The 24,349-nt window shown below is 72.9% G+C and carries 28 protein-coding genes and 1 pseudogene; 16 read left to right on the top strand and 13 right to left on the bottom strand.

From position 1 onward, the window contains the following. Positions 1-18: 18 nt before the first annotated feature. Positions 19-1,068 carry a lactonase family protein gene (locus tag BN6_RS09400; protein ID WP_197540249.1) on the bottom strand — a complete coding sequence of 350 codons (1,050 nt, stop codon included), beginning with the start codon at positions 1,066-1,068 and terminating at the stop codon, positions 19-21. Between the two features lie 144 nt (positions 1,069-1,212). Then, positions 1,213-2,082: a PPK2 family polyphosphate kinase gene (locus BN6_RS09395; RefSeq protein ID WP_041312387.1), complete on the bottom strand. Its 870-nt coding sequence runs from the start codon at positions 2,080-2,082 to the stop codon at positions 1,213-1,215. A gap of 141 nt (positions 2,083-2,223) precedes the next feature. On the opposite strand from BN6_RS09395, the gene rocD reads away from it, so the two are divergent. After that, positions 2,224-3,441, top strand: coding sequence for an ornithine--oxo-acid transaminase (gene rocD, locus BN6_RS09390; protein ID WP_015099342.1), 1,218 nt, complete (start codon positions 2,224-2,226; stop codon positions 3,439-3,441). Between the two features lie 220 nt (positions 3,442-3,661). Beyond that, positions 3,662-5,035: a DUF2252 domain-containing protein gene (locus tag BN6_RS09385; protein WP_015099341.1), complete on the top strand. Its 1,374-nt coding sequence runs from the start codon at positions 3,662-3,664 to the stop codon at positions 5,033-5,035. On the opposite strand, the gene BN6_RS09380 is transcribed toward BN6_RS09385, so the two are convergent. From BN6_RS09380 to BN6_RS50120, 3 genes and pseudogenes are all read right to left on the bottom strand, one after another. Next, a complete protein-coding gene (locus BN6_RS09380) occupies positions 5,001-5,627 on the bottom strand; it encodes a hypothetical protein (protein ID WP_015099340.1) in 627 nt (208 codons plus the stop codon). The genes BN6_RS09385 and BN6_RS09380 overlap by 35 nt on opposite strands. A gap of 106 nt (positions 5,628-5,733) precedes the next feature. Continuing rightward, entirely contained in the window at positions 5,734-6,327 is a 594-nt protein-coding gene (locus tag BN6_RS50125) for an ATP-binding cassette domain-containing protein (RefSeq protein ID WP_408005333.1), read from the bottom strand. A 516-nt stretch (positions 6,328-6,843) separates the two neighbouring features. Beyond that, positions 6,844-7,245, bottom strand: a pseudogene (locus BN6_RS50120) (ATP-binding cassette domain-containing protein); the annotation flags it as partial. A 216-nt stretch (positions 7,246-7,461) separates the two neighbouring features. Here BN6_RS50120 and BN6_RS09370 point away from each other — a divergent pair. Continuing rightward, complete coding sequence (locus tag BN6_RS09370) at positions 7,462-8,355, top strand: hypothetical protein (RefSeq protein ID WP_015099338.1); 894 nt, start codon at positions 7,462-7,464, stop codon at positions 8,353-8,355. A gap of 14 nt (positions 8,356-8,369) precedes the next feature. Here the strand turns inward: BN6_RS09370 and BN6_RS09365 are convergent, their stop codons facing one another. After that, positions 8,370-8,612 carry a DUF3040 domain-containing protein gene (locus BN6_RS09365; protein WP_041312385.1) on the bottom strand — a complete coding sequence of 81 codons (243 nt, stop codon included), beginning with the start codon at positions 8,610-8,612 and terminating at the stop codon, positions 8,370-8,372. Positions 8,613-8,717: 105 nt separating this feature from the next. Further along, positions 8,718-9,716 (bottom strand): cell division protein ZapE, encoded by a 999-nt coding sequence (gene zapE / locus BN6_RS09360; protein ID WP_015099336.1) that lies wholly within the window; start codon positions 9,714-9,716, stop codon positions 8,718-8,720. Between the two features lie 39 nt (positions 9,717-9,755). Between zapE and BN6_RS09355 the strand changes: the two genes are divergently transcribed. The 11 genes from BN6_RS09355 to BN6_RS09295 all read left to right on the top strand — a co-directional run bounded on the left by BN6_RS09355 (position 9,756) and on the right by BN6_RS09295 (position 17,014). Then, positions 9,756-10,517 (top strand): pyrimidine reductase family protein, encoded by a 762-nt coding sequence (locus BN6_RS09355; RefSeq protein ID WP_041316389.1) that lies wholly within the window; start codon positions 9,756-9,758, stop codon positions 10,515-10,517. Next, a complete protein-coding gene (locus tag BN6_RS09350) occupies positions 10,514-11,044 on the top strand; it encodes an RNA polymerase sigma factor (protein WP_015099334.1) in 531 nt (176 codons plus the stop codon). Before BN6_RS09355 ends, BN6_RS09350 begins: the two co-directional genes overlap by 4 nt. After that, positions 11,041-11,571 (top strand): anti-sigma factor family protein, encoded by a 531-nt coding sequence (locus BN6_RS09345; RefSeq protein WP_015099333.1) that lies wholly within the window; start codon positions 11,041-11,043, stop codon positions 11,569-11,571. Before BN6_RS09350 ends, BN6_RS09345 begins: the two co-directional genes overlap by 4 nt. Positions 11,572-11,730: 159 nt before the next feature. Continuing rightward, positions 11,731-12,186, top strand: a complete 456-nt coding sequence (locus BN6_RS09340; protein ID WP_015099332.1) for an Asp23/Gls24 family envelope stress response protein — start codon at positions 11,731-11,733, stop codon at positions 12,184-12,186. A gap of 5 nt (positions 12,187-12,191) precedes the next feature. Continuing rightward, on the top strand, positions 12,192-12,446 hold the full coding sequence (locus BN6_RS09335; protein WP_015099331.1) for a hypothetical protein: 255 nt from the start codon (positions 12,192-12,194) through the stop codon (positions 12,444-12,446). Positions 12,447-13,317: 871 nt separating this feature from the next. After that, on the top strand, positions 13,318-13,494 hold the full coding sequence (locus BN6_RS47385) for a hypothetical protein (protein ID WP_015099330.1): 177 nt from the start codon (positions 13,318-13,320) through the stop codon (positions 13,492-13,494). A 125-nt stretch (positions 13,495-13,619) separates the two neighbouring features. Then, positions 13,620-14,063, top strand: coding sequence for an Asp23/Gls24 family envelope stress response protein (locus tag BN6_RS42915; RefSeq protein WP_084672878.1), 444 nt, complete (start codon positions 13,620-13,622; stop codon positions 14,061-14,063). Between the two features lie 5 nt (positions 14,064-14,068). Continuing rightward, complete coding sequence (locus tag BN6_RS09310) at positions 14,069-14,677, top strand: DUF6286 domain-containing protein (protein ID WP_231905162.1); 609 nt, start codon at positions 14,069-14,071, stop codon at positions 14,675-14,677. After that, the gene (locus tag BN6_RS09305) at positions 14,674-15,210 is read left to right on the top strand and encodes a hypothetical protein (protein ID WP_015099327.1); all 537 of its coding nucleotides are present in this window, start codon (positions 14,674-14,676) and stop codon (positions 15,208-15,210) included. The genes BN6_RS09310 and BN6_RS09305 overlap by 4 nt, the downstream gene beginning before the upstream one ends. A gap of 91 nt (positions 15,211-15,301) precedes the next feature. After that, positions 15,302-16,375, top strand: a complete 1,074-nt coding sequence (locus tag BN6_RS09300; RefSeq protein ID WP_015099326.1) for an ATP-dependent DNA ligase — start codon at positions 15,302-15,304, stop codon at positions 16,373-16,375. A 111-nt stretch (positions 16,376-16,486) separates the two neighbouring features. Then, complete coding sequence (locus BN6_RS09295; RefSeq protein WP_015099325.1) at positions 16,487-17,014, top strand: hypothetical protein; 528 nt, start codon at positions 16,487-16,489, stop codon at positions 17,012-17,014. A gap of 74 nt (positions 17,015-17,088) precedes the next feature. On the opposite strand, the gene BN6_RS09290 is transcribed toward BN6_RS09295, so the two are convergent. Both BN6_RS09290 and BN6_RS09285 read right to left on the bottom strand, forming a co-directional pair. After that, positions 17,089-17,532 (bottom strand): DUF1801 domain-containing protein, encoded by a 444-nt coding sequence (locus BN6_RS09290; RefSeq protein ID WP_015099324.1) that lies wholly within the window; start codon positions 17,530-17,532, stop codon positions 17,089-17,091. Beyond that, the gene (locus BN6_RS09285; RefSeq protein WP_015099323.1) at positions 17,533-18,456 is read right to left on the bottom strand and encodes an EamA family transporter; all 924 of its coding nucleotides are present in this window, start codon (positions 18,454-18,456) and stop codon (positions 17,533-17,535) included. Between the two features lie 76 nt (positions 18,457-18,532). On the opposite strand from BN6_RS09285, the gene BN6_RS09280 reads away from it, so the two are divergent. Further along, positions 18,533-20,071 carry an alpha/beta hydrolase gene (locus BN6_RS09280; protein WP_015099322.1) on the top strand — a complete coding sequence of 513 codons (1,539 nt, stop codon included), beginning with the start codon at positions 18,533-18,535 and terminating at the stop codon, positions 20,069-20,071. 401 nt (positions 20,072-20,472) lie between these two features. Here BN6_RS09280 and BN6_RS09275 read toward each other — a convergent pair whose 3' ends face one another. The 3 genes from BN6_RS09275 to BN6_RS09265 all read right to left on the bottom strand — a co-directional run bounded on the left by BN6_RS09275 (position 20,473) and on the right by BN6_RS09265 (position 22,731). Then, positions 20,473-21,168 carry a DUF6319 family protein gene (locus BN6_RS09275; RefSeq protein WP_015099321.1) on the bottom strand — a complete coding sequence of 232 codons (696 nt, stop codon included), beginning with the start codon at positions 21,166-21,168 and terminating at the stop codon, positions 20,473-20,475. Between the two features lie 384 nt (positions 21,169-21,552). After that, positions 21,553-21,750 (bottom strand): hypothetical protein, encoded by a 198-nt coding sequence (locus BN6_RS09270; RefSeq protein WP_015099320.1) that lies wholly within the window; start codon positions 21,748-21,750, stop codon positions 21,553-21,555. Between the two features lie 78 nt (positions 21,751-21,828). After that, complete coding sequence (locus BN6_RS09265; RefSeq protein WP_148302788.1) at positions 21,829-22,731, bottom strand: phosphotransferase family protein; 903 nt, start codon at positions 22,729-22,731, stop codon at positions 21,829-21,831. 180 nt (positions 22,732-22,911) lie between these two features. Here BN6_RS09265 and BN6_RS45420 point away from each other — a divergent pair, with 180 nt between their 5' ends. Beyond that, the gene (locus BN6_RS45420) at positions 22,912-23,766 is read left to right on the top strand and encodes a hypothetical protein (protein ID WP_015099318.1); all 855 of its coding nucleotides are present in this window, start codon (positions 22,912-22,914) and stop codon (positions 23,764-23,766) included. On the opposite strand, the gene BN6_RS09255 is transcribed toward BN6_RS45420, so the two are convergent. Then, on the bottom strand, positions 23,767-24,315 hold the full coding sequence (locus tag BN6_RS09255; RefSeq protein ID WP_015099317.1) for a hypothetical protein: 549 nt from the start codon (positions 24,313-24,315) through the stop codon (positions 23,767-23,769). Positions 24,316-24,349 lie beyond the last annotated feature (34 nt).

The following is a 24,349-nucleotide window of genomic DNA, read 5'->3' as shown; positions in this document are numbered from 1 at the left end:
TGGCGGTGAAAGTTCCCCCTACAGGGCGACGCACACCGGGATGGGCGCCGGGAACGTGCTGGTGTGCTTGAGCCGCCCGGTCGCCTGGTCCACCGCGAACGTGGTCACCGTGTTGGAGTTCTGGTTGGCCGCGAACAGCAGCTTGCCGGTCGGGTCCAACGCGATGTGCCGGGGGAACTCGCCGCCCACCGGAGTCGCCTCCAGCAGCCGCAGCGCGGCCCCGTCCCGCTCCACCGCGAACACCGCCACGCTGTCGTGGCCGCGGTTGGACAGGTACGCGAACCGCCCGTCGGCCGACACGACGACCTCCGCCGGGTAGTTGCGCGGCGTGGTCGGCGCGCCGGGCGGCAGCGTGCCGAGCTTCTGCCCCGGCGTGAGCACGCCGCCCGCGTAGGACGCCACGACGACCGTGGAGTCCAGTTCGTTGGCGATGTAGGCGTACCGCCCGTTCGGGTGGAACGCCAGGTGCCGCGGTCCCGCGCCGGGGTGCAGCGTGGCGGTGCCGACGCGGGTCAGCCTGCCCTGCTCCAGCCGGTAGGAGAACACGGCGTCCGCGCCGAGGTCGACGGCGAGGACGTACTCGCCCGCCCGGTCGGCCAGCACCTGGTGCGCGTGCGGGCCTTCCTGGCGGTCCGGGTCGGGCCCGGACCCCTTGTGCCGCACCAGGTCCGTCCGGGCGCCGAGCCCGCCGTCGGACCGCACCGGGTGCACCGACACGCTGCCCGAACTGTAGTTCGCGGCCAGCACGTGCCCCTTGTGCAGCACCAGGTGGCACGGGTCCGCGCCCCCGGTGCTCTGCGTGTTGATCACCTTGGGCACCCCGTTCGCGCCGACCTCCAGCGCGGTCACGGTGCCCTTGGACTGTTCGTTGACCGCGTAGACGCGCTTGCCCGCGGTGACCACGAACGACGGGTTCGGCACGCCCGCGACCACACCGGTCGACCGCAGCCGGCCGGTGGCCGCGTCGTAGGAGGCCAGCCCCAGGCCGGGGCCGCCGCCCGCCCAGGTGGTGTAGGTGCCCAGGTAGACGCGGACCTCCGCGCGTGCTTCGGCGACACCTTCGGTCATCAGCAACCCCGCTCCAACACCCACGGCCCCCAGGAACCGCCGCCTGTCCATTTCCACGCCAGACCTCCGCTCCACCGTGCCCGCGGCAGTCCCACAGTGGACTAGACCACAGCGGGAGGGCAATAGGTGCAACGGATATTGCGTCTAGCGCAACGGGTCGGCCTCCTGGAGACGAGCCAATTCGACCACCGGATCGTACGAGGGCTCGGGGAACACCGGCGCCACCTCCCGAAGTGCCTCCAGCAGCACCCTGGCGACCGCCCAGTTCCGGTACCACTTGCGATCCGCGGGAATCGCGTACCAGGGCGCGACCGCCGTCGAACACTTCGCCAGAGCGTCTTGATAGGCGGTCTGGTACTGGGAAAACTTCGCCCGGACGTCGACGTCGTGCGGGTTGTACTTCCACCGCTTCGCCGGGTTCTCCAGCCGCTCGACCAGCCGTTCGCGCTGCTTGTCGGGCGAGATGTGCAGGTAGCACTTCACGATCGTCACGCCGTCCTCGGCCAGCCCGGCCTCGAAGTCGTTGATCAGCGCGTAGCGCGCCCGCCACTGCGCTGCCGGCACCAGCTCGTCCACCCGGGCGACCAGCACGTCCTCGTAGTGCGAGCGGTCGAACACGCCGATCAGGCCCGGACCGGGCACCTGCCGCCGGACCCGCCACAGGAAGTCGTGCCGCAGCTCGGCGCGGGTGGGCTTCTTGAACGACGCGATGCGCAGGCCCTGCGGGTTGACCAGGCCGGCGACGTGCCGGATGACGCCGCCCTTGCCGGAGGTGTCCATGCCCTGCAACACGAGCAGCACCCGCCGCCGCCCGCCGCCGGTGCCCTCCGCGTAGAGCGCCTCCTGCAACCCGTCCAGCTCGACGCCGATCTTCGCCAGGTCGGCGGCGGCGTCGGCCTTGGACCTCGGGCCGACCGGTGTGCCCGCCGGGTCGACCCGCGCGATCTCGAAGCCGGCCGGCTCGACCCGCAGCACGTCCCGGACCGATTCGACCTGCGCGGACTTCTTCGCCATCGTCGGACTGTAGCCGGGCGATCTTCGGTCCGCCCGGTGCGCAACAGATCTCCGTGCGACTGTCGAACTGCGCAATGAATACGCCAAAGACGCAACACCTCACGGATGAAATCGCCGTGACAAGCCCTTTAGCCTGGTGACATGACCACCGTCGCCGCTCCCACCACGGGGCAGTTCATCGCACTCGACGAGCAGTGGAGCACGCACAACTACCACCCGCTGCCGGTCGTGATCTCCCACGGCGAGGGTGCGTGGGTGACCGACGTCGAGGGACGCCGCTACCTCGACTTCCTGTCCGGGTACTCGTCCCTCAACTTCGGCCACCGGCACCCCGACCTGGTGGCCGCCGCGGTGGAGCAGCTCGGCCGGGTGACGCTGACCAGCCGGGCGTTCCACCACGACCAGTTCGGCCTGTTCTGCCGCGAGCTCGCCGAGCTGACCGGCACCGAGATGGTGCTGGCCATGAACTCCGGCGCGGAGGCCGTCGAGTCCGCCATCAAGGTCGCCCGCAAGTGGGCCTACCGGGTCAAGGGCGTCCCCGAGGGCACCGCCGAGATCATCGTGGCCGGCTCCAACTTCCACGGCCGCACCACCACGATCGTGTCGTTCTCCACCGACGACACCGCGCGCGCCGACTTCGGCCCGTTCACCCCCGGCTTCCGGGTGGTCAAGTACGGCGACCTGGACGCGGTGCGCGACGCGATCGGCCCGCGCACGGCCGCCGTGCTGATCGAGCCCATCCAGGGCGAGGCCGGCGTCGTCGTGCCGCCCGCCGGCTACCTGGCCGGCCTCCGCGCGCTGTGCGACGAGCACCAGGCGCTGTTCATCGCCGACGAGATCCAGTCCGGCCTGGGCCGCACCGGCGACCTGCTGGCGCTCGACCACGACGACGTGCGCGCCGACCTCTACACCCTGGGCAAGGCGCTGGGCGGCGGCATCGTGCCGGTCTCGGCCGTGGTCGGCCGGCGCGACGTGCTGGGCGTGCTCAAGCCCGGCGAGCACGGCTCGACCTTCGGCGGCAACCCGCTGGCGTGCGCGGTCGGCCGCGCGGTGGTGCGGCTGCTGGCCACCGGCGAGTTCCAGCAGCGCTCGCGCGAGCTCGGCGAGCGGCTGCACGGGCGGCTGGGCGAGCTGGTCGGCCGGGGCGTCGCCGAGGTGCGCGGCCGGGGCCTGTGGGCGGGCGTGGAGATCGCGCCCGGCGGCCCGCGCGGGCGCGAGGCGTCCGAGGCGCTGGCCGGGCTCGGCGTGCTGTGCAAGGAAACCCAGGACACCACGCTGCGCGTCGCGCCGCCGCTGGTGATCACCGAGGACGAACTGGACCAGGGCGTCGACGCCATCGCCCGCGTGCTCGGCCGGTAGCCCACCCCCGTCGACGCCACGACCCCCACCCGGTGGCGCGGGCGACCTTTGCGACCCGCCCGCGCCGCCCCCTCCTGGCCGGCCCTGTCCGGCACTGTTCGCCACCGTCCGGACACGGCCGGCGACGATCGTGCCCGAATTGCGCAGACAGACCGATTGCGCAGGTCACAGGCTTGCCACGGGACGGTATCCAGCGCGCCGCCGGTGCATCATTCCCGGTATGGGAGAACACAGGCGGGCCGAGGCGGCCGTCGCGCTGGGCCGGTGGACCGAGCCCGAAGAGGTCCTGGCGGAAGGGCGTCGGCTGCGCGCGGCGGTGTCGCACGAGGCGCACCGCGCGCTGACCCTCGCGCCCGACCGGCCGTCGGTCGTCGAGTACGTCGAGGCGTCCAACGAGGGCCGGCTGCCGCACCTGGTGCCGCTGCGGATCGGCCGGATGCTGGCCTCGCCGTTCGCGTTCTTCCGGGGCAGCGCCGGGCTGATGGCGGGCGACCTCGCGGTGGGGCCGCGCAGCGGGCTGGACGCGCAGCTCTGCGGTGACGCGCACGCCGCGAACTTCGGGCTCTACGGCACGCCCGACGGCCAGATCGTCATGGACATCAACGACTTCGACGAGACCCTGCCCGGCCCGTGGGAGTGGGACCTCAAGCGGCTGGTCACCTCGCTGGTGCTGGCCGGGCGTGCGGGCGGCGTGTCGGAGAAGGGCTGCCGGGACGCCGCCGGCGACGCGGTGCGGGCGTACCGGGGCGCGGCCAAGCACCTGGCCGAGATCCCGTTCCTGGAGTCGTGGAGCGCGCTGGGCGACGAGTCGGTGCTGTCCAAGGCCAAGGCCGACGACCTGACCGACGAGTTCAGCAGGGCCGCGTCCAAGGCGCGCAAGAACACCAGCGCGAAGGTCGCCGCGAAGTGGACCCGGCGGGAGGGCGGGCACTGGCGGTTCGTCGCCGACCCCCCGGTGCTGACCAGGATCCCGGACGCCGAGGCGCAGGCCGTCATCGACGCGCTCCCGTCCTACGTGGACACGCTGCGCGAGTCGCGGTACGAGCTGATCATGCGCTACGGGGTGTCCGACGTGGCGTTCCGGGTGGTCGGCACCGGCAGCGTCGGGCTGCGCAACTACCTGGTCCTGCTGCACGGCAACGGCGACGAGGCGCTGATCCTCCAGGTCAAGGAGGCCCGGCGGTCCGCGCTCGCGCCGTTCCTCGACGTGCCGGAGGCCAAGCACGAGGGCAAGCGGATCGTGCACGGGGCACGGCTGGTGCAGGCGGAGACCGACATCCTGCTCGGCTGGACCACGATCGGCGAGCGGCACTTCATCGTGCGGCAGTTCCGCAACCGCAAGGGTGAGATCGACGCGACCACGTTGAAGCGCGACGACCTCGACGACTACGGCCGGTTCGCCGGGGCGCTGCTGGCGCGGGCGCACTCCCGGTCGGTCGACCCGAGGCTGCTCGCCGGGTACTGCGCGGGCGGCGACGACCTGGACGAGGCGTTCACCCGGTACGCGGTGGCCTACGCCGACCAGACCGCCGCCGACCACGAGCGGTTGGCGAAGGCGGTCAAGTCCGGCCGGCTGGCCGCTCACGTCGAATAGCGGCGCGGGCGACCAGGAACAGCACCGCCGCGTTGAGCACGTGCCAGGCGTGGTGCGTGCCGCTCGGCCACACCCCGCACAGGGGCTGGTCGAGCGTGCGCAGCGCCAGCGACCCGGCGAACAGCGCGGCGGCGACCGCGAGCTCACGCCACGGCAGGCCGCGCACGGCGGCGACGACCGTGATCACGACCAGCGCCAGCCAGGGGGCGAGGTAGCTGCCGCCGGGCATCAGGGCGGCGAGCGGGCTCGTGGCGGCGGCGAACACGACGAACGCGGGCACCGCGAGCCACGCCCGGCTCCAGCGCACCCCGAGGAACCAGTGCGCGAACACCACCGGGTAGTAGAGGACGAACAGGGCGATGAACCCGCTGTCGAGCGCTCCGGTGAGCCGGGTCGCCCAGGTGTGGAAGGCCAGGCTCGCGAGCCCGACCAGGGCGAGCAGCACCGGCAGCGCCCGCAGGCCGCCGGCGACCGGTCGCAGCCGCCACAGCAGCGCGGCGGCGATCAGGAACGCGAGGTTGCTGACGGCGTTGAGGGGCTCGGCCCACAGCGCGTCGGTCAACCGCTCGCAGTAGGCGTCGACGTGCTCCACGCTCGGGTTTTACCCCACCCGGGTGAACAACCGGGACCGGCGGGAGGTTGCCGGACAACGGGCCTGATCGCCGCCCTCCGAGCCCGCGGACGAGCGGGCGCGGCGGTCAGCGGGCGCGGCGGACCCGCTGCTCGTCCCAGACCGGTTCGTCCACCTCCACCACCTCGCCGTCCGACCGGAACAGCAGGAAGCGGTCGAAGGTGCGGGCGAACCAGCGGTCGTGGGTGACCGCGACCACGGTCCCGGTGAACTCGTCCAGCGCCGACTGCAACGCCTCCGCCGAGTTCAGGTCGAGGTTGTCCGTCGGCTCGTCGAGCAGCAGCAACGTCGCCCCGGACAGCTCCAGCAGCAGCACCTGGAAGCGGGCCTGCTGCCCGCCGGACAGCGTCTCGAAGCGCTGGTCGCCCGACTTGGCCAGGCCGTAGCGGTCCAACGTCGCCATGGCCGCGCCGCGGTCCTTGCCCGACCGGCCGTCGTCGCCGTGCCACAGGATGTCCACCAGCGTCCGGCCGATCCACTCCGGGTGCTGGTGGGTCTGCGCGAACAGCCCCGGCACGACCCGCGCGCCCAGCCGCCACGCCCCGGTGTGCGCCACCTCGCCGCCGCCGAGCAGCCGCAGGAAGTGGCTCTTGCCCGACCCGTTGGACCCCAGCACCGCCACCCGGTCGCCGAAGAACACCTCGACGTCGAACGGCTTCATCAGCCCGGTCAGCTCCAGCCCGGCGCAGGTGATCGCGCGCACGCCGGTCCGCCCGCCGCGCAGCCGGGGCGTGACCCGCTCGTCGGTGGGCAGCTCCGGCGGCGGCCCGGCCTCCTCGAACTTCGCCAGCCTGGTCTGCATGGCGCGGTACTTCGCCGCCATCACCTCGCTGATCCGGGCCTGGATCTGAAGCGTGCGGACCAGCTCCTTGAGCCGGTGGTGCTCCTCGTCCCACCGCCGGTGCTGCTCGGCCAACCGCTCGATCCGGGCCTGTCGGGCGGCGTGCCAGGTGCCGAACGAGCCGCTGTGCGTCCACGCCGAGCGCGCCTCGACCGTCACCACCTGGGTGGCGGCCACGTCGAGCAGCTCCCGGTCGTGGCTGACCAGCAGGACGCCCTTGCCGGTGTCGCCGAGCCGCTCCTCCAGCCAGCGCTTGCCCGGCACGTCGAGGTAGTTGTCCGGCTCGTCGAGCAGCAGCACCTGCTCCGGCCCGCGCAGCAGCGCCTCCAGCACCAGCCGCTTCTGCTCGCCGCCGGAGAGCGTGCGCACCTCGCGGAACCGGGCCCGGTCGAACGGGACGCCGAGCGCGGCCACGGTGACCGTGTCCCACAGGACCTCGGCGTCGTAGCCGCCCACCTCGCCCCACCCGGTCAGGGCGTCGGCGTACTTCATCTGGGTCGGCTCGTCGTCGGTCTCCATCAGGGCCAGCTCGACCTGGTCCAAGGCCGTCGCGGCGTCCCGCAGCGCCTTCGGCGAGGCCGCCAGCAGCAGGTCGCGCACCGTGCTGCCGTCCCGCACTGAGCCCACGAACTGCGGCATCACGCCGAGCCCGCCCTGCACCCGCACGCTGCCCGCGCTCGGTGTCAGCTCGCCCGACAGGATGCGCAGCAGGGTCGTCTTGCCGACGCCGTTCGCGCCGACCAGCGCCACCACCGCGCCCGCGCCGACTTTGAACGACACGTCGCGGAACAGCTCGCGGCCGTCGGGCAGACGGTAGGCGAGGCCGTTCGAGTCCAGGAATCCCACACCGCGCATGGTCGCCCGGACACGCACCGTGAAGCCACCGGGTTTCGCGTATCAGCGGCCCCCTCCGGGTGCTCCTTAGGTCACGGACACCATTCTGGGGAGGGTTCGATGGCCACGGTCGACATGGCGCGCATGGTCGCCGCGCAGCTGGGAGTGCTGGTCACGGTCGGCGCGCTGCCGATCCCGGCCGACGGCGTCCGGCTGTCCGACCGGCCGGTGCCGGTGTGCGACGAGACGGGCGAGGTCGCGCTGTGGCGGTACCCCGCCGGGGACGGCTACGTCGACGTCGCCGCCCGGCCGTGCCTGGGCGCGCCGCTGGTCGCGGTGGTGCCGGAGGGCCGGCTGGAGCCCGCGCGGCCGGTGGCCCGGCCGACGGCGTCGGCGGCGGCGCGGATCGCGAACGAGGAGCGCTACCGGCAGCGGGTGCAGGACCTGACGCACCTGGCGCAGGTTCTGAAGGTCACCGAGCCGGTGGTGCGGCGGTTCGACCGCGGCCTGGTCGAGGAGGTGCTCAGACCGCGCGTGGACACCCAGGAGCTGCGGCTGTGCGGGCGGCCGTTCCGGCAGGAGACCGCGCAGTGGGCGACGGCGGCGTGCGTGCAGGTGGTGCTGGACTTCTACCGCTACCTCTACGACCAGGAGCGGCTGGCGGAGGAGCTGGGGCTGGGCACCGAGGAGTTCCCGGTCTCCGGCGACGAGCACGACGTGGCGCCGGCGCTGGAGACGTTGACCGGCAAGGCGTTGACCGCCGAGCTGACCTCCACGCCGACCTTCGCCGAGTACCGCTCCGAGGTCCGCGAACACCGGCCGTCGATCAGCTTCGTGCCCGGCCACGCCCGCGTGGTCACCGGCTACACCCGGATGAGCTCGTTGCGGTTGATCGGGGCGAGCTTCGCCGGTCTGCTCGTGCAGGACCCGTGGGACGGCGGCGCGCGCTGGGAGAACTACGACGCGACGACGTTCGTCGGCACGTGCACGGCCCGCGTGAACCTCGTCCCGTAGCAGGACGGTCGGGGTCAGCGGAGGGTGAAACCGCGCAGCAGCAGGGTGATCGCCGCGCAGCCGATGGACAGCAGGCCCGTCCCGACCACGCCGAGCGCGATCAGCAGGACGCCGAGCGCGGCGAACGTGGCCACGAGCGCGTAGGTCGTGAGTGGGTGGCGAGGGCGACCGCTGACCAGCACGTCGGCCAGTCCCGGCTCCTCCACGGCGAGTCTGTGCTCTATCTCGTTCAGCGTCCGGCGCTCCGCTTCGCTCATCACGGAGTGTGGATACCCGGACGACACCCCGCAAAACCAGCGCCAACGGTCCCCCGGGGGTCACCCGGGAGGGGGGTTCTCGGCTACGTCGCGGGAGGGTCGGGGCTACCTCGAAAGGGCTACCAGCCGGGACACCGCGCGCAGGTACTTCTTGCGGTAGCCGCCCCGCAGCATCTCCTCGGTGAACAACTCCGACAGCGGCGCGCCGGACACCGCGACCGGGATGTCCCGGTCGTAGAGCCGGTCGCCCAGCGCCACCAGCCGCAACGCCACCGCCTGGTCCGGCGCGGGCGCGACGCCGCGCAGGTGCACGGCCGTGACCCCGTCGAGCAGCCGCCCGTAGCGGGACGGGTGCAGCCGCGCCAGCCGCGCGCACAGCCCGGCGAAGTCGTCCAGCGTCGCCCCGGGCGTGCCCTCGGCCCTCGCGGTCAGCTCGTCGTCGGTCATCGGCTCCGGCGCGTCGGGCAGGCCCCGGTGCCGGTAGTCCGGGCCGTCCACCCGCACCACGGTGAACTTCGCCGACATGGACTGGATCTCGCGCAGGAAGTCCGCCGCCGCGAACCGGCCCTCGCCCAGCTTGTCCGGCAGCGTGTTCGACGTCGCCGCGACCGCCACGCCCGCCGCCGCCAGCTCCTTGATCAGCCTGGTCACCAGCATCGTGTCGCCCGGGTCGTCCAGCTCGAACTCGTCGATCGCGAGCAGCTTGTGCGCCGAGAGCCGGCGGACCGCCTCGGCGAACCCGAGCGCGCCGACCAGGTTCGTCAGCTCCACGAACGTGCCGTAGGACTTGGGGCCGGGCACCGCGTGCCAGATCGACGCGAGCAGGTGCGTCTTGCCGACGCCGAACCCGCCGTCGAGGTAGAGGCCCGGCTTGTCCTGCGGCGACTTGCGGAACAGCGACCCGAACCAGCCCCGCTCGCCCGCCGACACCCGCTCCGCGAACGCCTCGCACGCCTCGACCGCCGCGGCCTGGCTCGGCTCGTCCGGGTTGGGCAGGTAGGTCGCGAACCGGACGGTGTCGAACCGGGGCGGCGGCACCATCGCCCCGACCAGTTCGTCCGGCTCGACGCGGGGATCGCGGTCGGACAGGCGCGGGGCTGACATGCCCGAAGCGTAACGGCGTGCTGGGATGGGCACGTGCAGATGTTGTGGCCGCCACCTTCCACCGACCCCGGGACCGCGGGCGGGATCACCGACGCCGACCTGGAACGGCTCTACGACTACCCGGCCGGGCTGGACCGGCCGTGGGTGCAGGTCAACTTCGTGTCCAGCGTGGACGGAGCGGTGACCATCGCCGGGAAGTCCGGCGGCCTGGGCAACCCGGCGGACAAGAAGGTGTTCGCGCTGGGTCGCGACCTGGCCGACGTCGTGCTGGTCGGCGCGCGGACCGCGCTGATCGAGGGCTACCGGGGCGTCAAGGCCGGCGAGGTGCGCCAGGAGCGGCGGGCCCGGCTCGGCCTGTCGCCGGTCCCGCCGGTCGCCGTGGTCACCGCGCGGTGCTCCATCGAGCCCACCTCGCCGCTGATCACCGAGTCCGCGGTGCGGCCGATCGTGCTCACCACGTCCGCCGCGCCGGCCGACCGCCGCGACGCGCTGGCCGACGCGGGCGCGGACGTGGTGGTCGCCGGCGACCGCGAGGTGAACCTGCCCACCGCCCTGGCCGCGCTGGACGAGCGCGGGCTGCGGCGGGTCGACTGCGAGGGCGGGCCCACCCTGTTCGGCGCGCTGATCGAGGCCGGCCTGGTGGACGTGCTGTGCGTGACGTTCGCCCCGGTGCTCGCGGGCGGTGACGCCGGCCGCATCGCCACCGGCCCGCTGCCGCCGGCGCCGCGCGACCTGGAGTTGGCGTCGATCCTGCGGTACGAGAGCGCGTTGCTGCTCCGGTACCGGCGGGCGGGCGCGTGACAGCGGACCAGCCCCTGCTGGAGGCCGCCGTGCGCGGCGACACCGCGGCGTTCGACGAGCTGGTCCGCCGGCACACCGGGCGGATGTACCGGGTGGCGCTGCGGATCGTCGGCGACCCGGTCGAGGCCGAGGACGTGGTGCAGGACGCGTGGATCTCGGCGTGGCGGGCGCTGCCCCGGTTCCGCGGCGACTCGGCGGCGTCCACCTGGCTGTACCGGGTGGTGACCAACGCGGCGCTGGCGCACCTGCGGCGCAAGAAGCCGACCGTGCCGCTGGAGTCCGCGCCCGAGCCGAGGGCCGTGGACGGGCCGGAGGCGTCGCTGCTGCGCAACGAGACGACGGACGTCGTGCTGCGCGCCATCGCGAGCCTCGAACCGTCGCAGCGGGTGCCGCTCGTGCTGCGTGAGCTGGAGGGACTGAGCTACGAGGAGGTGGCCCAGGTGCTGGGCACGGGGGTGCCGGCCTTGCGCGCGCGGCTGCACCGGGCAAGGGTGGCCCTCATGGCGAAGCTGAGGGAGCAGCGATGAGCCCGCTCCCCTGCGGACGCTCGGCGGACGAGCTGGTGGCGTACCTGGCCGACCGCGACGACGACCCGGCGCTGGCCCGGCACGTCGACGGGTGCGCCGACTGCGCGGCCGAGCTGGCGGAGCTGGAACGGCGGTGGGCGGCCGTCCGGGAGACGGCGGTGACCCCGGTGCCGACGCCGCCGGGCCTGGTGACCCGCGTGCTGGCCGCCGTGCACGGCGTCCGCCCGAGACTGGGTTCCACCCCGGTCGAGTTCGACCAGGACGGCGGTCGGGTGCGGGTGTCGGAGCGGGCGGTGCTCGCGGTGTGCCGGCAGCTGGCCGTGGAGCTGGCGGCGGAGCTGGGCCTGCACGTGCGCGGGACGGACGTGGAGGACGGGCAGTTGCAGGTGCTCGTGGCCGCGCGGTACCCGGCACCGGCGATCGCGGCGGCGGACGACCTCCGGTCGAGGCTGGCCCACGACCTGGTGGCCCACCTGGGCGACGCCGCGCCGGTCGTGCACGTGCACTTGATCGACATCGCCCCCTGACCCGTCGCTCCTCGCCTGCTGCTTCCCTGCCGCACCCTCCGCGATCGGATACCCGATCGGGGGACATGGCGGTGACGAGCGTCACATTGCCGTGATGACCCGGACACGGTCCGCATCCGAACCTGTGCAGAACGATTCGGATCCGGAAAGGACCGCGCCATGGCCCAGAACACAGCGACCAAGCCCGACAACACCCCCGCCCGCCTGGCCGACGACACGACGCAGGGCAAGACGACCATCGCGTCGTCCGTCGTGCAGAAGGTCGCGGGCATCGCGGCGCGCGAGATCTCCGGCGTGCACGCGCTCGGCGGCGGCGTTTCCCGGGCGTTCGGTGCGCTGCGCGAACGAATCCCCGGTGCGGGCACCTCGGCGACGTCCGGCGTGTCGGTCGAGGTCGGCGAGAAGCAGGCGGCGATCGACCTGGACATCGTGGTCGAGTACGGGGCGGGGATCGTCGACCTGGCGCGGGCGGTGCGGCGGAACGTGATCACGGCGGTGGAGCGGATCACGGGCCTGGAGGTCATCGAGGTGAACATCGCGGTGAACGACATCCACCTGCCCGACGAGAACGGCGAGTCCGAAGAGCAGCAGTCCCAGCCCTCGCGCGTCGAGTAGTCCGGATGCACCAGGCGGAGCAGATCGAGGCGGCGCTGCTGGCGCACCCGTCGGTGGCCCGCCTCGCCCGCGGGTACGCGTCGTACCTGCCGGGCAGGCAGGTCGTGGGCGTGCGGGCGGAGGAGCGGGTGGGCGTGTCGGTGGTGCTGCGCCCCGGCCGCCCCATCCCGGAGGTGGTGGCGGAACTGCGGGACGTGGTGGCGAAGGTGGCCGGAAACGTGCCGGTGGACGTGACCGTGGCCGACCTGGAGGACCCGTGACCTTCGTGACCTGGGGAAACGGATCAGCAGAATGCGGCAGACGCCCTTCGATCGGGCGAACCACCCGAAGTTCGGGCACGATCCACGCGATGATTTCGTTGCCGGAAACAAGGAGCGCGGCACTCCCGGCGAAGCATTCGCGCAAGGCCCCGACAGCCGTCACCGCCCCCTGCCCACCCACCGAACAGTGGCACCCGCACACCCCCACCACCGCCGACCCCACCACCCAGCCGCACCGCTTGCAGCTGGCGCGGCGCGGGACCGTGCGGAGCTGGCAGCGCCGGAACGCAGGGACGAACGCCCCGGTGCCGTGCGTGCCCACCGCGGTCGCGGCGTGCGGGATGCAGGGCGCGGTGGTCACGATGCGACCCGCCGCGATGCACCCCGGCGTAGAGCTACCCGGTGCGGATCGGCCCGGTGCGGATCGGCCCGGTGCCGCGCAATCTGGCACGCGTCGAGCCGGAGCTGCGCGAACTGACGTGAGCCGGCCCCTCCCACTGCGATCCGGCGTGGGCCGGCGTGGGATCAATCGCCCTGGTGCGTTGAGGTTCGGCGTGATGCCGGAGGTGGGGGTGGAGTGAACCGGCGGGCGGAGATTCGGGCGTTTGTGCGGGCCAACCACCCGGATGTCGGGGGTGACCCCGAGGTGTTCGTGCGGGGGTTGGCCGAGTTGCGGGCGGCGGGGTCTGCGGACGGCGCGTCGGGAGTCGGCGGGGCCGGAAGTGGTGCGGCGGCGGGTGGTGCGGCCGGTGGATCGGACGGGGAGCGGCGGTTCGACGCGCCGGTCTTCTTCGTGCGGCGGCGGTTGTGGCGGCGGTTGGTTGGGCGTCGGGTTCGGCGGGACCTCATCTAGTGGTTGGGAGTGTTGGCTATGAACGGGACTCAGACCGGGTTGTTGGCGGGGCTGGTGCTCGGGTTGGCGGCGGCCAGTGGGTTCGCCGCCTTCCTCGTCACGTTGGCCGTCGGTGTCATCGGGCTGGTGGTGGGGCGGGTGTTGGACGGGCAGCTCGACCTCGGTGACCTCCTCGGCCGGGGGCGGGACAAGTGAGCACCCCGGCCGCGGGGGTCGCCGGAACCAGCGGCAGCGGGAACGGCGGAAGCGTCGGCGGGAACAGCGGCGGGAACAGCGGCGGAAGCGGCGGGAGCAACGGCGGGGGCGGCAGGCGGATCCGGATGCGGATCGGTACGGGGCGCGTCCGGAGTGAGACCACGCGATCACGGCTGCGCACGGGGCGGATCGAGACCTACACCGTGCCGTTGAGCCCGCTCTTCGAGTCCGCACGGGACGGTGCCGCGGATCGGCTCGGTCAGGCGGTGGACGATCGTGGTTCGCTCGACATCCACCCTTCCGTGCTGCGGAAGATCGCGGTGCGGGCGGTGGGTTCGGTGCCCGAGGCTTCATCCGGCTCCACCGTGAAGGTCCGGGAGAGCGGCGAGAACGTGGTCGACGTCGTCGTCCGGCTCGCGCTGCACTACCCCTCCCCCGTCCGGCAGGCCGCCGCCGAGGTCCGGCGCAGCGTCGCCGACGAGGTGGAGCGCCTCACCGGCTACCACGTCCGCGACGTCGACGTCACCGTGTCCGCGCTGCGGCCCCCGGTCCGTTCCAGGGTGGGGTGACGGCCGTGCGCGCGTTGCTCCGCTTCCTGTCACCGTTCCTCGGCCTGGCCGTGGCCGCCGTCGGCGTGCTGGTCATCGCGGACATCTCCTGGCACTGGGCCGGCCACGGCCACCTCGTGCCGTGGCCGCGCGACATCCGGTGGACCGACGACCGCGTCCTCACGACCGGTCTCATCACGGCGGCCGCCGGGCTCCTGCTGCTGCTGATCGCGATGACCGCCCGCTTCCGCTACGTCCGCCTGCACGACCCGTCCGACCAGGTAATCGTGACCACCACGCCGACCGCGCTGGCCCGCGTCGTCGGCCACCGCGTGCGCGCGGAGGACGGGGTCGCGTCGGCCTCGGTCACCGTCTCGCGCCGCAAGGTGCACGTGCGGGCGACGAGCGCGCTGCACGACGAAGCCTCGCTCCGCCCCCGGCTCCTCGAAGTCGTCCGCGCGACGGTCAAGGCGCTGCCGATCGCGAAGCCCCCCAAGGTCTCCGTGGTCGTCAGCTCCCCCAAGGACCGCCGATCGACACCGCCGATCGACCGCCGGACCACACCCGACAGCAGCACCCCGGACAACGCACCGGCGGCAGACCACCTGGCCGGCACGGGAACGGAGAGCCGATGATCGCCCGCTCCTACCGCACCGAACGGGTCTGCGCCGCGATCCTCGGCACGATCGCGCTGCTCGCCGGGGTCGGGGCGGTCGTGCTCAACGCCCGGCACGTCGACCGGCCGCTGTTCGACCCGACCGCGCTGGACTGGGCGCGCGAGCACCTGCTCCTGGTGCGGATCGGCGCGCTGGTCGCGGGCTTGGTCCTGGTGGTCGTCGGGCTGCGCTGGGCGTGGCGCGCCGCCACCCCGGAACGGCACCCGGACCTCGCGCTCGACCACCACGTGGTGGTCACCTCCGGCGCCATCGCCGACGCCGTGAAGTCCGATGTGGAACAGGTCGACGGCGTCACGTCCGCGCAGGTCAAGGTGATCGGCGAACCCGCCTTGCGGCTGAAGGTCACGCTCGGCCAGGGCGCGGACGTCCGCGCGGTGTGGCGGGAGCTGGACGGGGTGCTGGCCCGCGCCCGCGAGACGTTGGGCGTGTCGGTGCTGCCCACCGCCGTCCGACTCGACCTCGCGGCCCGCGCCCGCCAGCGGGTCCACTGAAGACCGGACGCCGGGTCCCGCGGGCCCGACGCGCGGTGCCCGAACCCGTCGAACAGCTGCGCCGAGGGCCGTCACCAGTCAGGATGGCGGCGTGGCGCTCCCGCTGAACCCTCCCGTGCAGCCGATGCTGGCCAACGCGGTGGACAAGATCCCGACCGGCTCGGACTGGGTGTTCGAACCCAAGTGGGACGGCTACCGCTGCCTGGTGTTCCGCGACGGCGACGAGCTGACCCTCCAGTCCCGCAGCGGCAAGCCGCTCAACCGGTACTTCCCGGAGGCGGTGGCGGCGCTGCTGCGCACCCTGCCGGAGCGGGTCGTGGTGGACGGCGAGCTGGTCGTGGCGAAGAACGACAAGCTGGACTTCGACGCGTTGTCCGAGCGCATCCACCCGGCGGCCAGCCGGGTGCAGCTGCTGGCCGAGCAGACACCCGCGAGCTTCGTGGCCTTCGACCTGCTCGCGGTGGGCGACGAGGTGCTGCTCGACGAGCCGTGCACGACGCGGCGGGATCGGCTGGAGGGCCTGGTCACACCCGGCGACTCGCTGTACCTGACGCCCGCCACCGCGGACGGTGAACTCGCCGCGCAGTGGTTCGAGCTGTTCGAGGGCGCGGGGCTGGACGGGGTGATCGGCAAGCCCGCGTCCGCCGGGTACTCGCCGGGCAAGCGCACCATGATCAAGGTCAAGCACCAGCGGACCGCCGAGTGCGTGGTGGCGGGTCTGCGCTGGCACAAGGACACCGAGCCGGGCACGGCGGTCGGGTCGCTGCTGCTGGGGCTGCACGACGACCGGGGCGTGCTGCACCACGTGGGTGTCGTCGGGTCGTTCAAGGCGGCCGAGCGGCGGGCGCTGGCGGAGGAGTTCGCCGGGCTGATCACCGAGGGCGACCACCCGTGGCTGGTGGAGCCGGACGGCCGGCGGCTGCCCGGCGAGGTCAACCGGTGGCGCGGCAAGCACGCGGACTGGGTGCCGCTGCGCCCGGAGCGGGTGCTGGAGATCGCCTACTCGCAGACCGAGGGCGCGGCCCCGGCGCGGCTGCGGCACAACGGCCAGTTCCGCCGGTGGCGGCCGGACCGGACGCCTGAGTCGTGCGGCTACGACCAGCTCGACCAGCCGGCGCGCTACGACGTGGAGTCGGTGCTGCGCGGCGAGGTCAAGCCCGCCTGACGCGGCGGAGTGGGCCCCGCCCGGCCCGGTAGGTCGAGCCCGCTGGGCCAGCTCGGGCGGGATCGGCGGATCCGGGGACGGTGAGCGGCCGGCCGCGTACCGTGACCGGGCGTGGCGGATGTGAACGCGCTCGTCCAGGAACTCGACGACCGGATGCGCACGGACTACCGGCGGCTGACCGTGTGGCGGCAGGTCCACCGCAGCACCGGTGTGGTCTACACGATCGTGCTGATCCTGGTGCCGGCCGTGCTGGCGGTGGGGTTCACGTCGTCGGAAACGGTGCTGGGCAAGACCTTGCTGCTGATCGCGGCGGTGGTGGGTGGGCTGAACGTGACGTTCAAGCCGTACCTGCACAGCCAGAAGCGCCGGGCCGACGTGAACACGATGCGCCGGCTGCGCGACCGGTTCCGGGGCGAGGTGGCCAAGGCCGAGGACGTGGTCGCCGTCTACGACCGGTACTCGGCCCACTACGCGGCGATCTTCGAGGCGCGCGGCCGGGAACTGGTCGACGGGGCCCTGGGCTCGGAGTCACCGGGCCAGGAGCCACCGGCCCCCGGCACACCGAACCCCACCGTCTCCGGTCCCGGCGCACCGGCCGCCGAAGCCGCCGCGCCGGCCCGTGCGCCGATCCGACCCTGAACGATCCCGTTCTGAACGATCCCTGAACGATCCGAATCTGAACGGCCCAGCGCAGGCACGATCCCCGGTGCGGGCTATCGGGTGGAGCGGGCCGCGGTCGCCAGGGCCAGGAACTCGTCGACCGGGTAGCGGGCCACCTCGCGGCCGATCACGTCCAGCGGCAGGTCGGCGACGCGCTTGAAGCGGACGCAGGACCTGCCCATGTCGAGCTTGTGGCCGGCCGCCTCGAACTCGGCCCGGAACTCCTGCTCACGCCCGCCGTCCACGCAGGTCAGGTACAGCGACAGGTAGTTCTTCTGGGACGCCAGCGCCACGTACCCGAGCGGCTTGCCGTTGTAGGTCGCGCCGGACCGGCTCAACGGCACCGAGTAGGTGATCATCCCCCACGCCATGCCCTCGTCGTAGCCCTCGGGCAGGTTGGCCAGGATCACCTCCCGCACCTCGGCCACGGCGTCGCGCCGGTCGTCCGGCAGCTCGCCCAGGTATTCCTCGACCGTCGCCGCCTTGCTCTGCACCACTCAGACCTCCGGGGGTCGCGCGGTCCTGGTCGCCCCGACCGATGCCAGGACGACGCAGCACACCGCCACCCATTGTGCGGGACGCAGCGCCTCGTGCAGCAGGATCAGCCCGGCCACCGCCGCGACGGCCGGTTCCAGGCTCATCAGGATGCCGAACACCCGGGGCGGGATCCGGCGCAGGGCCTCCAGCTCCAGCGAGTACGGGATGACCGACGACAGCAGCGCCACCGCCGCGCCGGCGATCAGCACCACCGGGTCGAGCAGCGCCGCGCCCGCGTCGGCGATGCCGAACGGCAGCACGACCACCGCCGCGAACACCATCGCCATCGCCAGCCCGCGCCCGTCCGACGTGCGGCTGCCCAGCGCCGCGGCCAGCAGGATGTACCCGGCCCAGCAGACCGCCGCACCCAGCGCGAACAGCACGCCGACCGGGTCCAGACCGCCGTCGACCCTGGTCAGCAGCACCACGCCCGCGGCGGCCAGCAGCGCCCACAGGCCGTCGAGCCAGCGGCGCGACCCGAGCACGGCCACCGCGAGCGGGCCGAGGAACTCGATGGTGACCGCCGCGCCCAGCGGGATGCGCTCGATGGCCTGGTAGAAGGTCAGGTTCATGGCGCCGAGCACGACGCCGTAGCCGCCGATGACCAGCAGGGTGCGCTTGTCGACCCGGAACGACGGCCGCCAGACGACCACCAGCACCAGCGCGGCCAGCGCGAGCCGCAGGGCGACGGTGCCCATCGGGCCGGCCATGCCGAACAGCTGCTTGGCGACCGCGGCACCGACCTGGACGCTGACCACACCGAGCAGGACGAGCGCCGGCGGCGGGATCGCGCCGAACGCGCGGACAGCGGCGGCGAACGGCCCGGAACCGGAAACCCGCCGCTCAGGGGAACCCTCGACGTGCACCATGACCACGTCGCCCATCCTCCCCCGCTCACCGAAGTCTCACCTCGGTTATGTGAGGCTTTGCACCACCATCGACAGAGAGTGAGGGACGACTGTGCCGCGTCGGCGTCACGCCGCCCTGTTGCTGGTGGCCCTGAGCGCGCTCGGCGCGTGCAGCGCGGGCCCGTCGACCCGGCCGGTGATCGCCGTGCACGGTGCCGGCGAGCAGACCGAGGCCCCGGCCCCGACCGGCCCCCGCGAGGTTCCCCCGCTGGAGAACTTCCAGTCGACCCTCACCTGGTCGTCGTGCACCGACTCGACCAAGGCCCGGATGGGGTCCGCCGCGCCGGCGGGCGACCAGCAGTACGAGTGCGCGCGGCTGACCGTGAAGCTCGACGTGCCCAACCGGCCGGGGCGCGGCGCGCTGGGCATGTCGCTGCTCAAGGTCGGCACGGGCGGCACCGCGCTGGTCGTGGTGGGCGACCCGGACGGCGAGCCGGGCACGCTCAAGGCGGCCCGGTTGGCGGCGTCGCTGCCGCCCGCGCTGCTGAGCACGTTCTCGCTGATCGGGGTGGACCGGCGGGGTACCGGCAAGTCCGACGGCGTGCAGTGCGTGCCGGAGGTGGCGCGGGCCGGGATCGTCGAGTCCGACCCGGACAGCCCGACCCAGGACGAGCTGCTGGAGTCGATCGGGCGGGCCAGCCAGGAGTGCGTGCTGGACCTGGAGAACCGGCTGCCGGCCGTGGACTCGTGGCGCACGTCGGCGGACCTGGAGCAGTTGCGGGAGGCGCTGGGCACCGCGCACCTCAACGCGATCGGCGTCGGCGACGGGTCGAAGGTGCTGACCCTGTACGCGAGCCGCTACCCGGACCGGGTGGGGCGGATGGTGTTCGACGGCGCGCCGGACCCGGCGCTGGACGTGCCGGGGGTGGCGCAGGCGCAGGCGGTCGCGGCGGAGGAGACCTTCGCGGCCTTCCAGAAGGACTGCGTTATCCGGTCGTGCGCGCTCGGGTCGGACGCCACGAAGCGGTTCACCGCGCTGCTGGACTCGTTGCGCACCAAGAAGATCCGGGGCAACGACCTGGACCTGACGGCGGGCACGGCGGTGTCGGCGGTGCTGGCGGGGCTGGCCGACCGGGCGAGGTGGCCGGCGCTGGCCGACGCGCTGGTGGCGGCCGAGCAGGGCAACGGCGCGCCGCTGACCGACTTCGTGCGCCCGCAGGTGGTGGACCGCGACGACAACCCGCCGCTGCTCGACCCGGGCATCGTGACCAGGTGCAACGACACCACGACCCGGATCCCGCCGGAGCGGGTGAAGAGCATGGCCGACGACTGGCGGACCAAGCAGCCGCTGTTCGGGGCCTGGTACGCGCGGCGGCTGCTGCTGTGCGGGCCGTTCCCGGTGCCGCCGCTGCCGAAGGCGCCCAAGCTGTCCAGCGCGCCGCCGGTCCTGGTGCTGAGCACCGCGACCGACCCGGTCACGCCGCAGGGCGGCACCGAGCGGGCGGCGCAGGCGCTGCCCGCCGGGGTCGTGGTGGGGTGGCAGGGCGGCGGGCACGGCGCGCTGGTGCAGTCGGCGTGCGCGACGCAGGCCGCGGTCGAATTCCTGACCGATGCAAAACTGCCCACCAGCGGCACGGTCTGCCCGCCCTGACAATGTGATCAGGACGTCACAGCGTATTTGTTCGCTATCGATCCATCTGCCGCGGCGAGCCGACCGGAAGAGCATTTCCGGCATTTCCCGCCCTAACCTGCGACGACCCCCGCGGACAGCTGCCCGCGGGGGTCGTCGGCAATGCGGAGAATCAACAGCTCGAGCAGCACCCGCAGCCGGGACCGGTGCAGCCGCCGCAGCAGCCGCACGTGCCGGCCGCCGGAACCTCTTCAGTGGTCGTGATCTCTACGGCCATCATGGCCTCCCCGTGATCGCGTGGGCATCCAGTTGTTGGCACGGTATGACGGCCCCTACGGTGCGCCCTACCGCCGTGCGTGGGAAGACCAGTCACCCGATCGCGGAGCTTTTATCATCAGAACGTCGCACTACGTGGCCGCATTTCAGCCGGTTAGCTCATCCAATGCCCGCTGGGCCGCCGCCAACTCCGCGCGGAGTTGTTCGACGCGCGCCAAGTGGCGTTCCCGAGCGGCGCTCAAAACCGTCTCCACCGCCTCGTCGACTTCCGGCAGCAGGAGCTTGGCGGCCTGGGCCACCGCGGACGCCGCGATCGGCGCGTTTCTCAGGACCCGCTTCGCGCCGGTCTGCACGTCGACGGTCCACTCGCCCTCGGCGGTGGAGGTCAGCGTCACGGTCACCTCGGCGGGCTTTGGCTGCTTGCGACCGGCGGCGCGGGCCGGCGACGCGGCGGGGGCCGGGGCGGGCGCGGGCTTCGGGGCGGGCTTGGGGGGCACGGGCTTGGGCTCCGGGGTGTAGATGTGCTCGACCGGGGTCGGCGCGGCCGCGGCGGGCTCCGGTTCCGGCTGGGGGGCGGGCGGCGTCCGGCGGCGCGGCGCGGGCTTCTCCAGGGTGAGTTCCGCGGGCGAGAACGACAACTCGTCCTTCGCCCCGGTCGGGCGGACCTGGATGTAGTCGCCCTCCGGCGGGTCGGTGAACGCCAGCACCTTGGCCGACCGGCCCGCCTCCACCCCGACCGCCGCGGAGGTGAACCACACCGCGGGCGGGCGGCCCGCGGCGAGTTCCCCGCGCAGGTGGTCGAGATCCTCGGCCGACAAGGAACTCTGCTTCGCCTTCGCCATCAGGCACCTCCACTGCCGATCATGTTCCGTCGCGTGCAGCTTGCCCTACGACACCGACAATTCCGCGGGCCGGCCGGGACGCGGCACCCACTGTGCGTCGGATGGGCGACGAACACAAGCAACACCGCGTAACGACCCCGTTCGTCCATTGTGGACAGTCGAGGCCATTTCGCGGCCTAGTCCACGCGACCCGGCGCTGTAGGTCCAAAATGGACAGGAGACTGGTGCGAGAGCGCTCCCACACGCGGTCGAGCACACCGCGACGCGCTCTCTCCAAACCCGGTCCAGAGCCGGTCCAGGGCCGGTTTGGGGCCGGTCCAGGGCCGGTTCGGGGCCGGTTCGGGATCGGTCCGGGACCAATCGGGCCTTCCCGGGTCTTCGGGGTCAGTCTTCGACGCGCAGGCGGTACTCGCAGCCGTACTCGACGGCGTACTGAAGGTCGTAGTGGTGCACGATCTTCGGGCCGCCGTGCAGGTGCACGTGGGTCAGCGTCGGCTTGGGGGCGTCCGGGGGCGCGCTCACCGAGTCGACCCGCCCGTCCAGGGGGCCGCCGACGAACCGCACCACGTACGCACCCGCCATGGGCCGACCTCCTCCGCTCCGCGTCGCCGTTCATGGTACGAGAGGTCTAGTCGGATCGCGGCTGAACTGCGGCGACAACTAGCCGGTTGGCCCAAACCAGTGCTCCGCCAGGCCGTCCAGGGTGGTCAACCCGGACGGCACCTCACGCAGGTACCAGGCGAGGTTGGAGTAGACGTGCAGGAGCGTGTAGGCCATCACGCGGCGCGGGTCGACGTCGTGGCCGTACCCGGCGCGCAACGCGGCGTTGGCGTCGTGGTCGCCCTTGGTGAGGAAGACGCCGGTCGCGACGAACTCGTACTCGCGGGCCGCGCGCATGGCGGGCTCGAAGTCGAACAGGCCGGACAGGCGACCGTCCCGGACGAGCAGGTGCGCGCTCATCACCTCGGTGTGCGCCAGCACGGTCTCGGGGTCGCCGAGGTCGACCGAGCCCAGGAAGTCCGGGATCTGCTCCAGCCACGCGGGGTCCAGCCCCCGGGCGGCCTGCCGGTCGACGCAACCCGCCCGCTGCCCAGCGACGAAGCTCGCCCAGTCGGCGGGTTCGGCGATCGGCGGCGTGATGGTGTGCAGCGCGGCGAGCGCCTCGCCGACCTGGCGCGCGACGTCCTTCCGCCGCGACGGGTCGAGGCCGGGCCAGACGTCGACCAGGCTGGTGCCGCGCAGCCGTGACATGTGGACGTAACCCCACCCGCCGAACTCGCCGGCGTCGAACACCTCGGGCGTCGGCACCGGCAGACGCCCGTGGACGGCGGCGAGCACGTCCCGTTCGGTAGAGACCTCATCGAGGTGGACGGCGGGAAAGAGCTTGAGCACGTGGCCATCCCCCACGGCGTAGACGGGCAACGACCCGTCGGCGAACCGCTCGACCGGGCCGTCGAGGCGCAGGGTGCGGCACAGCGCGTCGACAGCGGGCCGCAACGCCCCCTCGTCCCCCACGACCCCGTCGAACTGCGCTTCGGTCTCGGCCACCGGGAACAAGGTCACCGACGGAGGCTAACCGGCCGACCGAAGCCGGGCGACCGGATATCGCGACCTGCGGTTTCCGCCTGCAACATGCATCCGACGCATGGATTGACCGGCCGACGCCGAAGCGGTCCACTGCTCGCCCCGATCCCGTCGCGAGACCGGCGAACCTGCCTCGCCGCGCCGGCCAAGGAGGATCACGTGCTCGATGATTTCCTGCCTCGACCAACTCGCCGATCACTCGCCCGCCGGGTGCCGTTCGGGCCGGCCGGCGCACTCACCGGCGGCCTGGCACTCGGAGCCCTCACCGGCGCGGCGTTCGGCGCTGTGGCTTGTCTACCCCTGGTCGCACTGGGCCTGCTGAGGGGCTTGGCAGGTCACCGAGCCGAACTGCTGCGCAGACTGGGACGGCGTGACGCGCTCATCTCCCGCTACTGCGATCTCATCTACGGAGAAGCACAACCGCTCTGGCGGATCGACCGCTGGACGGAATGCGTGGAGGTCGGCCCGAGTGGTGATGTGACGGCCACGATCCAGGTGCTCGCGTCCGTGCTCCGGCGTGAACTGCCGTTCGTGCGGATCCGCCTGGGCCCGAACTGGGACCAGCCGTCGCGCTTGCGCCGCAGGGTCCGGGTCGGCGCGGTCCGGGTCGACATCGGCCGCGCGCCGGCACAACGGTACGAGTGCACGTCGCACTGGCTCGCCGACGGCCGGCTGGAGGTGATCGTCCACTTCCTCGCCGACCCGCCGAGGACGGGCGACCACGTCGTCCTCGAATTCGCGGTGAGGTGGCCGCGCAAAGCCGCTCCGCTGGTGCTGTCCGAGAAGTCGGACCTGTTCGTGATGACCATGGGCAACCCGCTGGCCCACCTCCGCTACCGGGTCACGCTGCCCGCCGGGGCGATCGTCTACGCCACCGCCGTCGACCTGCGGCCCAAGGTGGACGACTACCGGCTGACCACTTCGACCACGACCGGTGGACGTCAGGTGGCCGAGTTGGTGGCCCGTGACATCGCCGCCGACCGGAGGTTCGGGATGCGGCTGGAACTCGAGTAGTCAGCGGACGTCGAGCGGGCGCTGTTCGGCGTTGGGCAGGGGGTGGTGGGACCACTGGCGGATTCGTGCGCCGTACAGGGCGCGGGACAGTGGGCCGAGGGCCACCGCGGCGATGTCGGCGACGCCGGGGCGGATGCCGATGCGGCGCATCGCGCGCAGGTTGGCGACGGTCGTCCGGTGGCGGTCGCTGCCGTGTTCGAAGCGGCGCCAGCGACGGGCAGCCGAGGTGGACGGCGTGCGCGCGACCTCGACGGCGAAGGCCAGGCGGGCGCGGCGCACGCGGGTCGTGGCGTCCGGGGTGTCGAGGTCGAACTTGCGGTTCGCCGGGTCGTCGCAGAAGCGGTGCGCCAGGCGCAGGTCGTCCGGGCCACCGGCCCGGGTGGCGATCGGGGCGGCGGGGTGTCCCACGGGCCACTCCAGGTCGGCTTTCAAACCGCACCAACGGCAGAGCAGGCCGTCGCGCTCCGCCAGGGCCAGGACCCTTCGACGGGCCACCGGCACACGCGGGAGCACGGGCAGGGGTGCCGCGACACGGATGACGAACTCCATAGCCCGAACGCTACAAGCGTCCGACGCCGATCGG

The organism is Saccharothrix espanaensis DSM 44229, assembly GCF_000328705.1.
Lineage (GTDB): Bacteria > Actinomycetota > Actinomycetes > Mycobacteriales > Pseudonocardiaceae > Actinosynnema > Actinosynnema espanaense.
The sequence above is the reverse complement of the archived record's forward strand: the minus strand, read 5'-3'. Positions and strand labels throughout refer to the sequence as shown.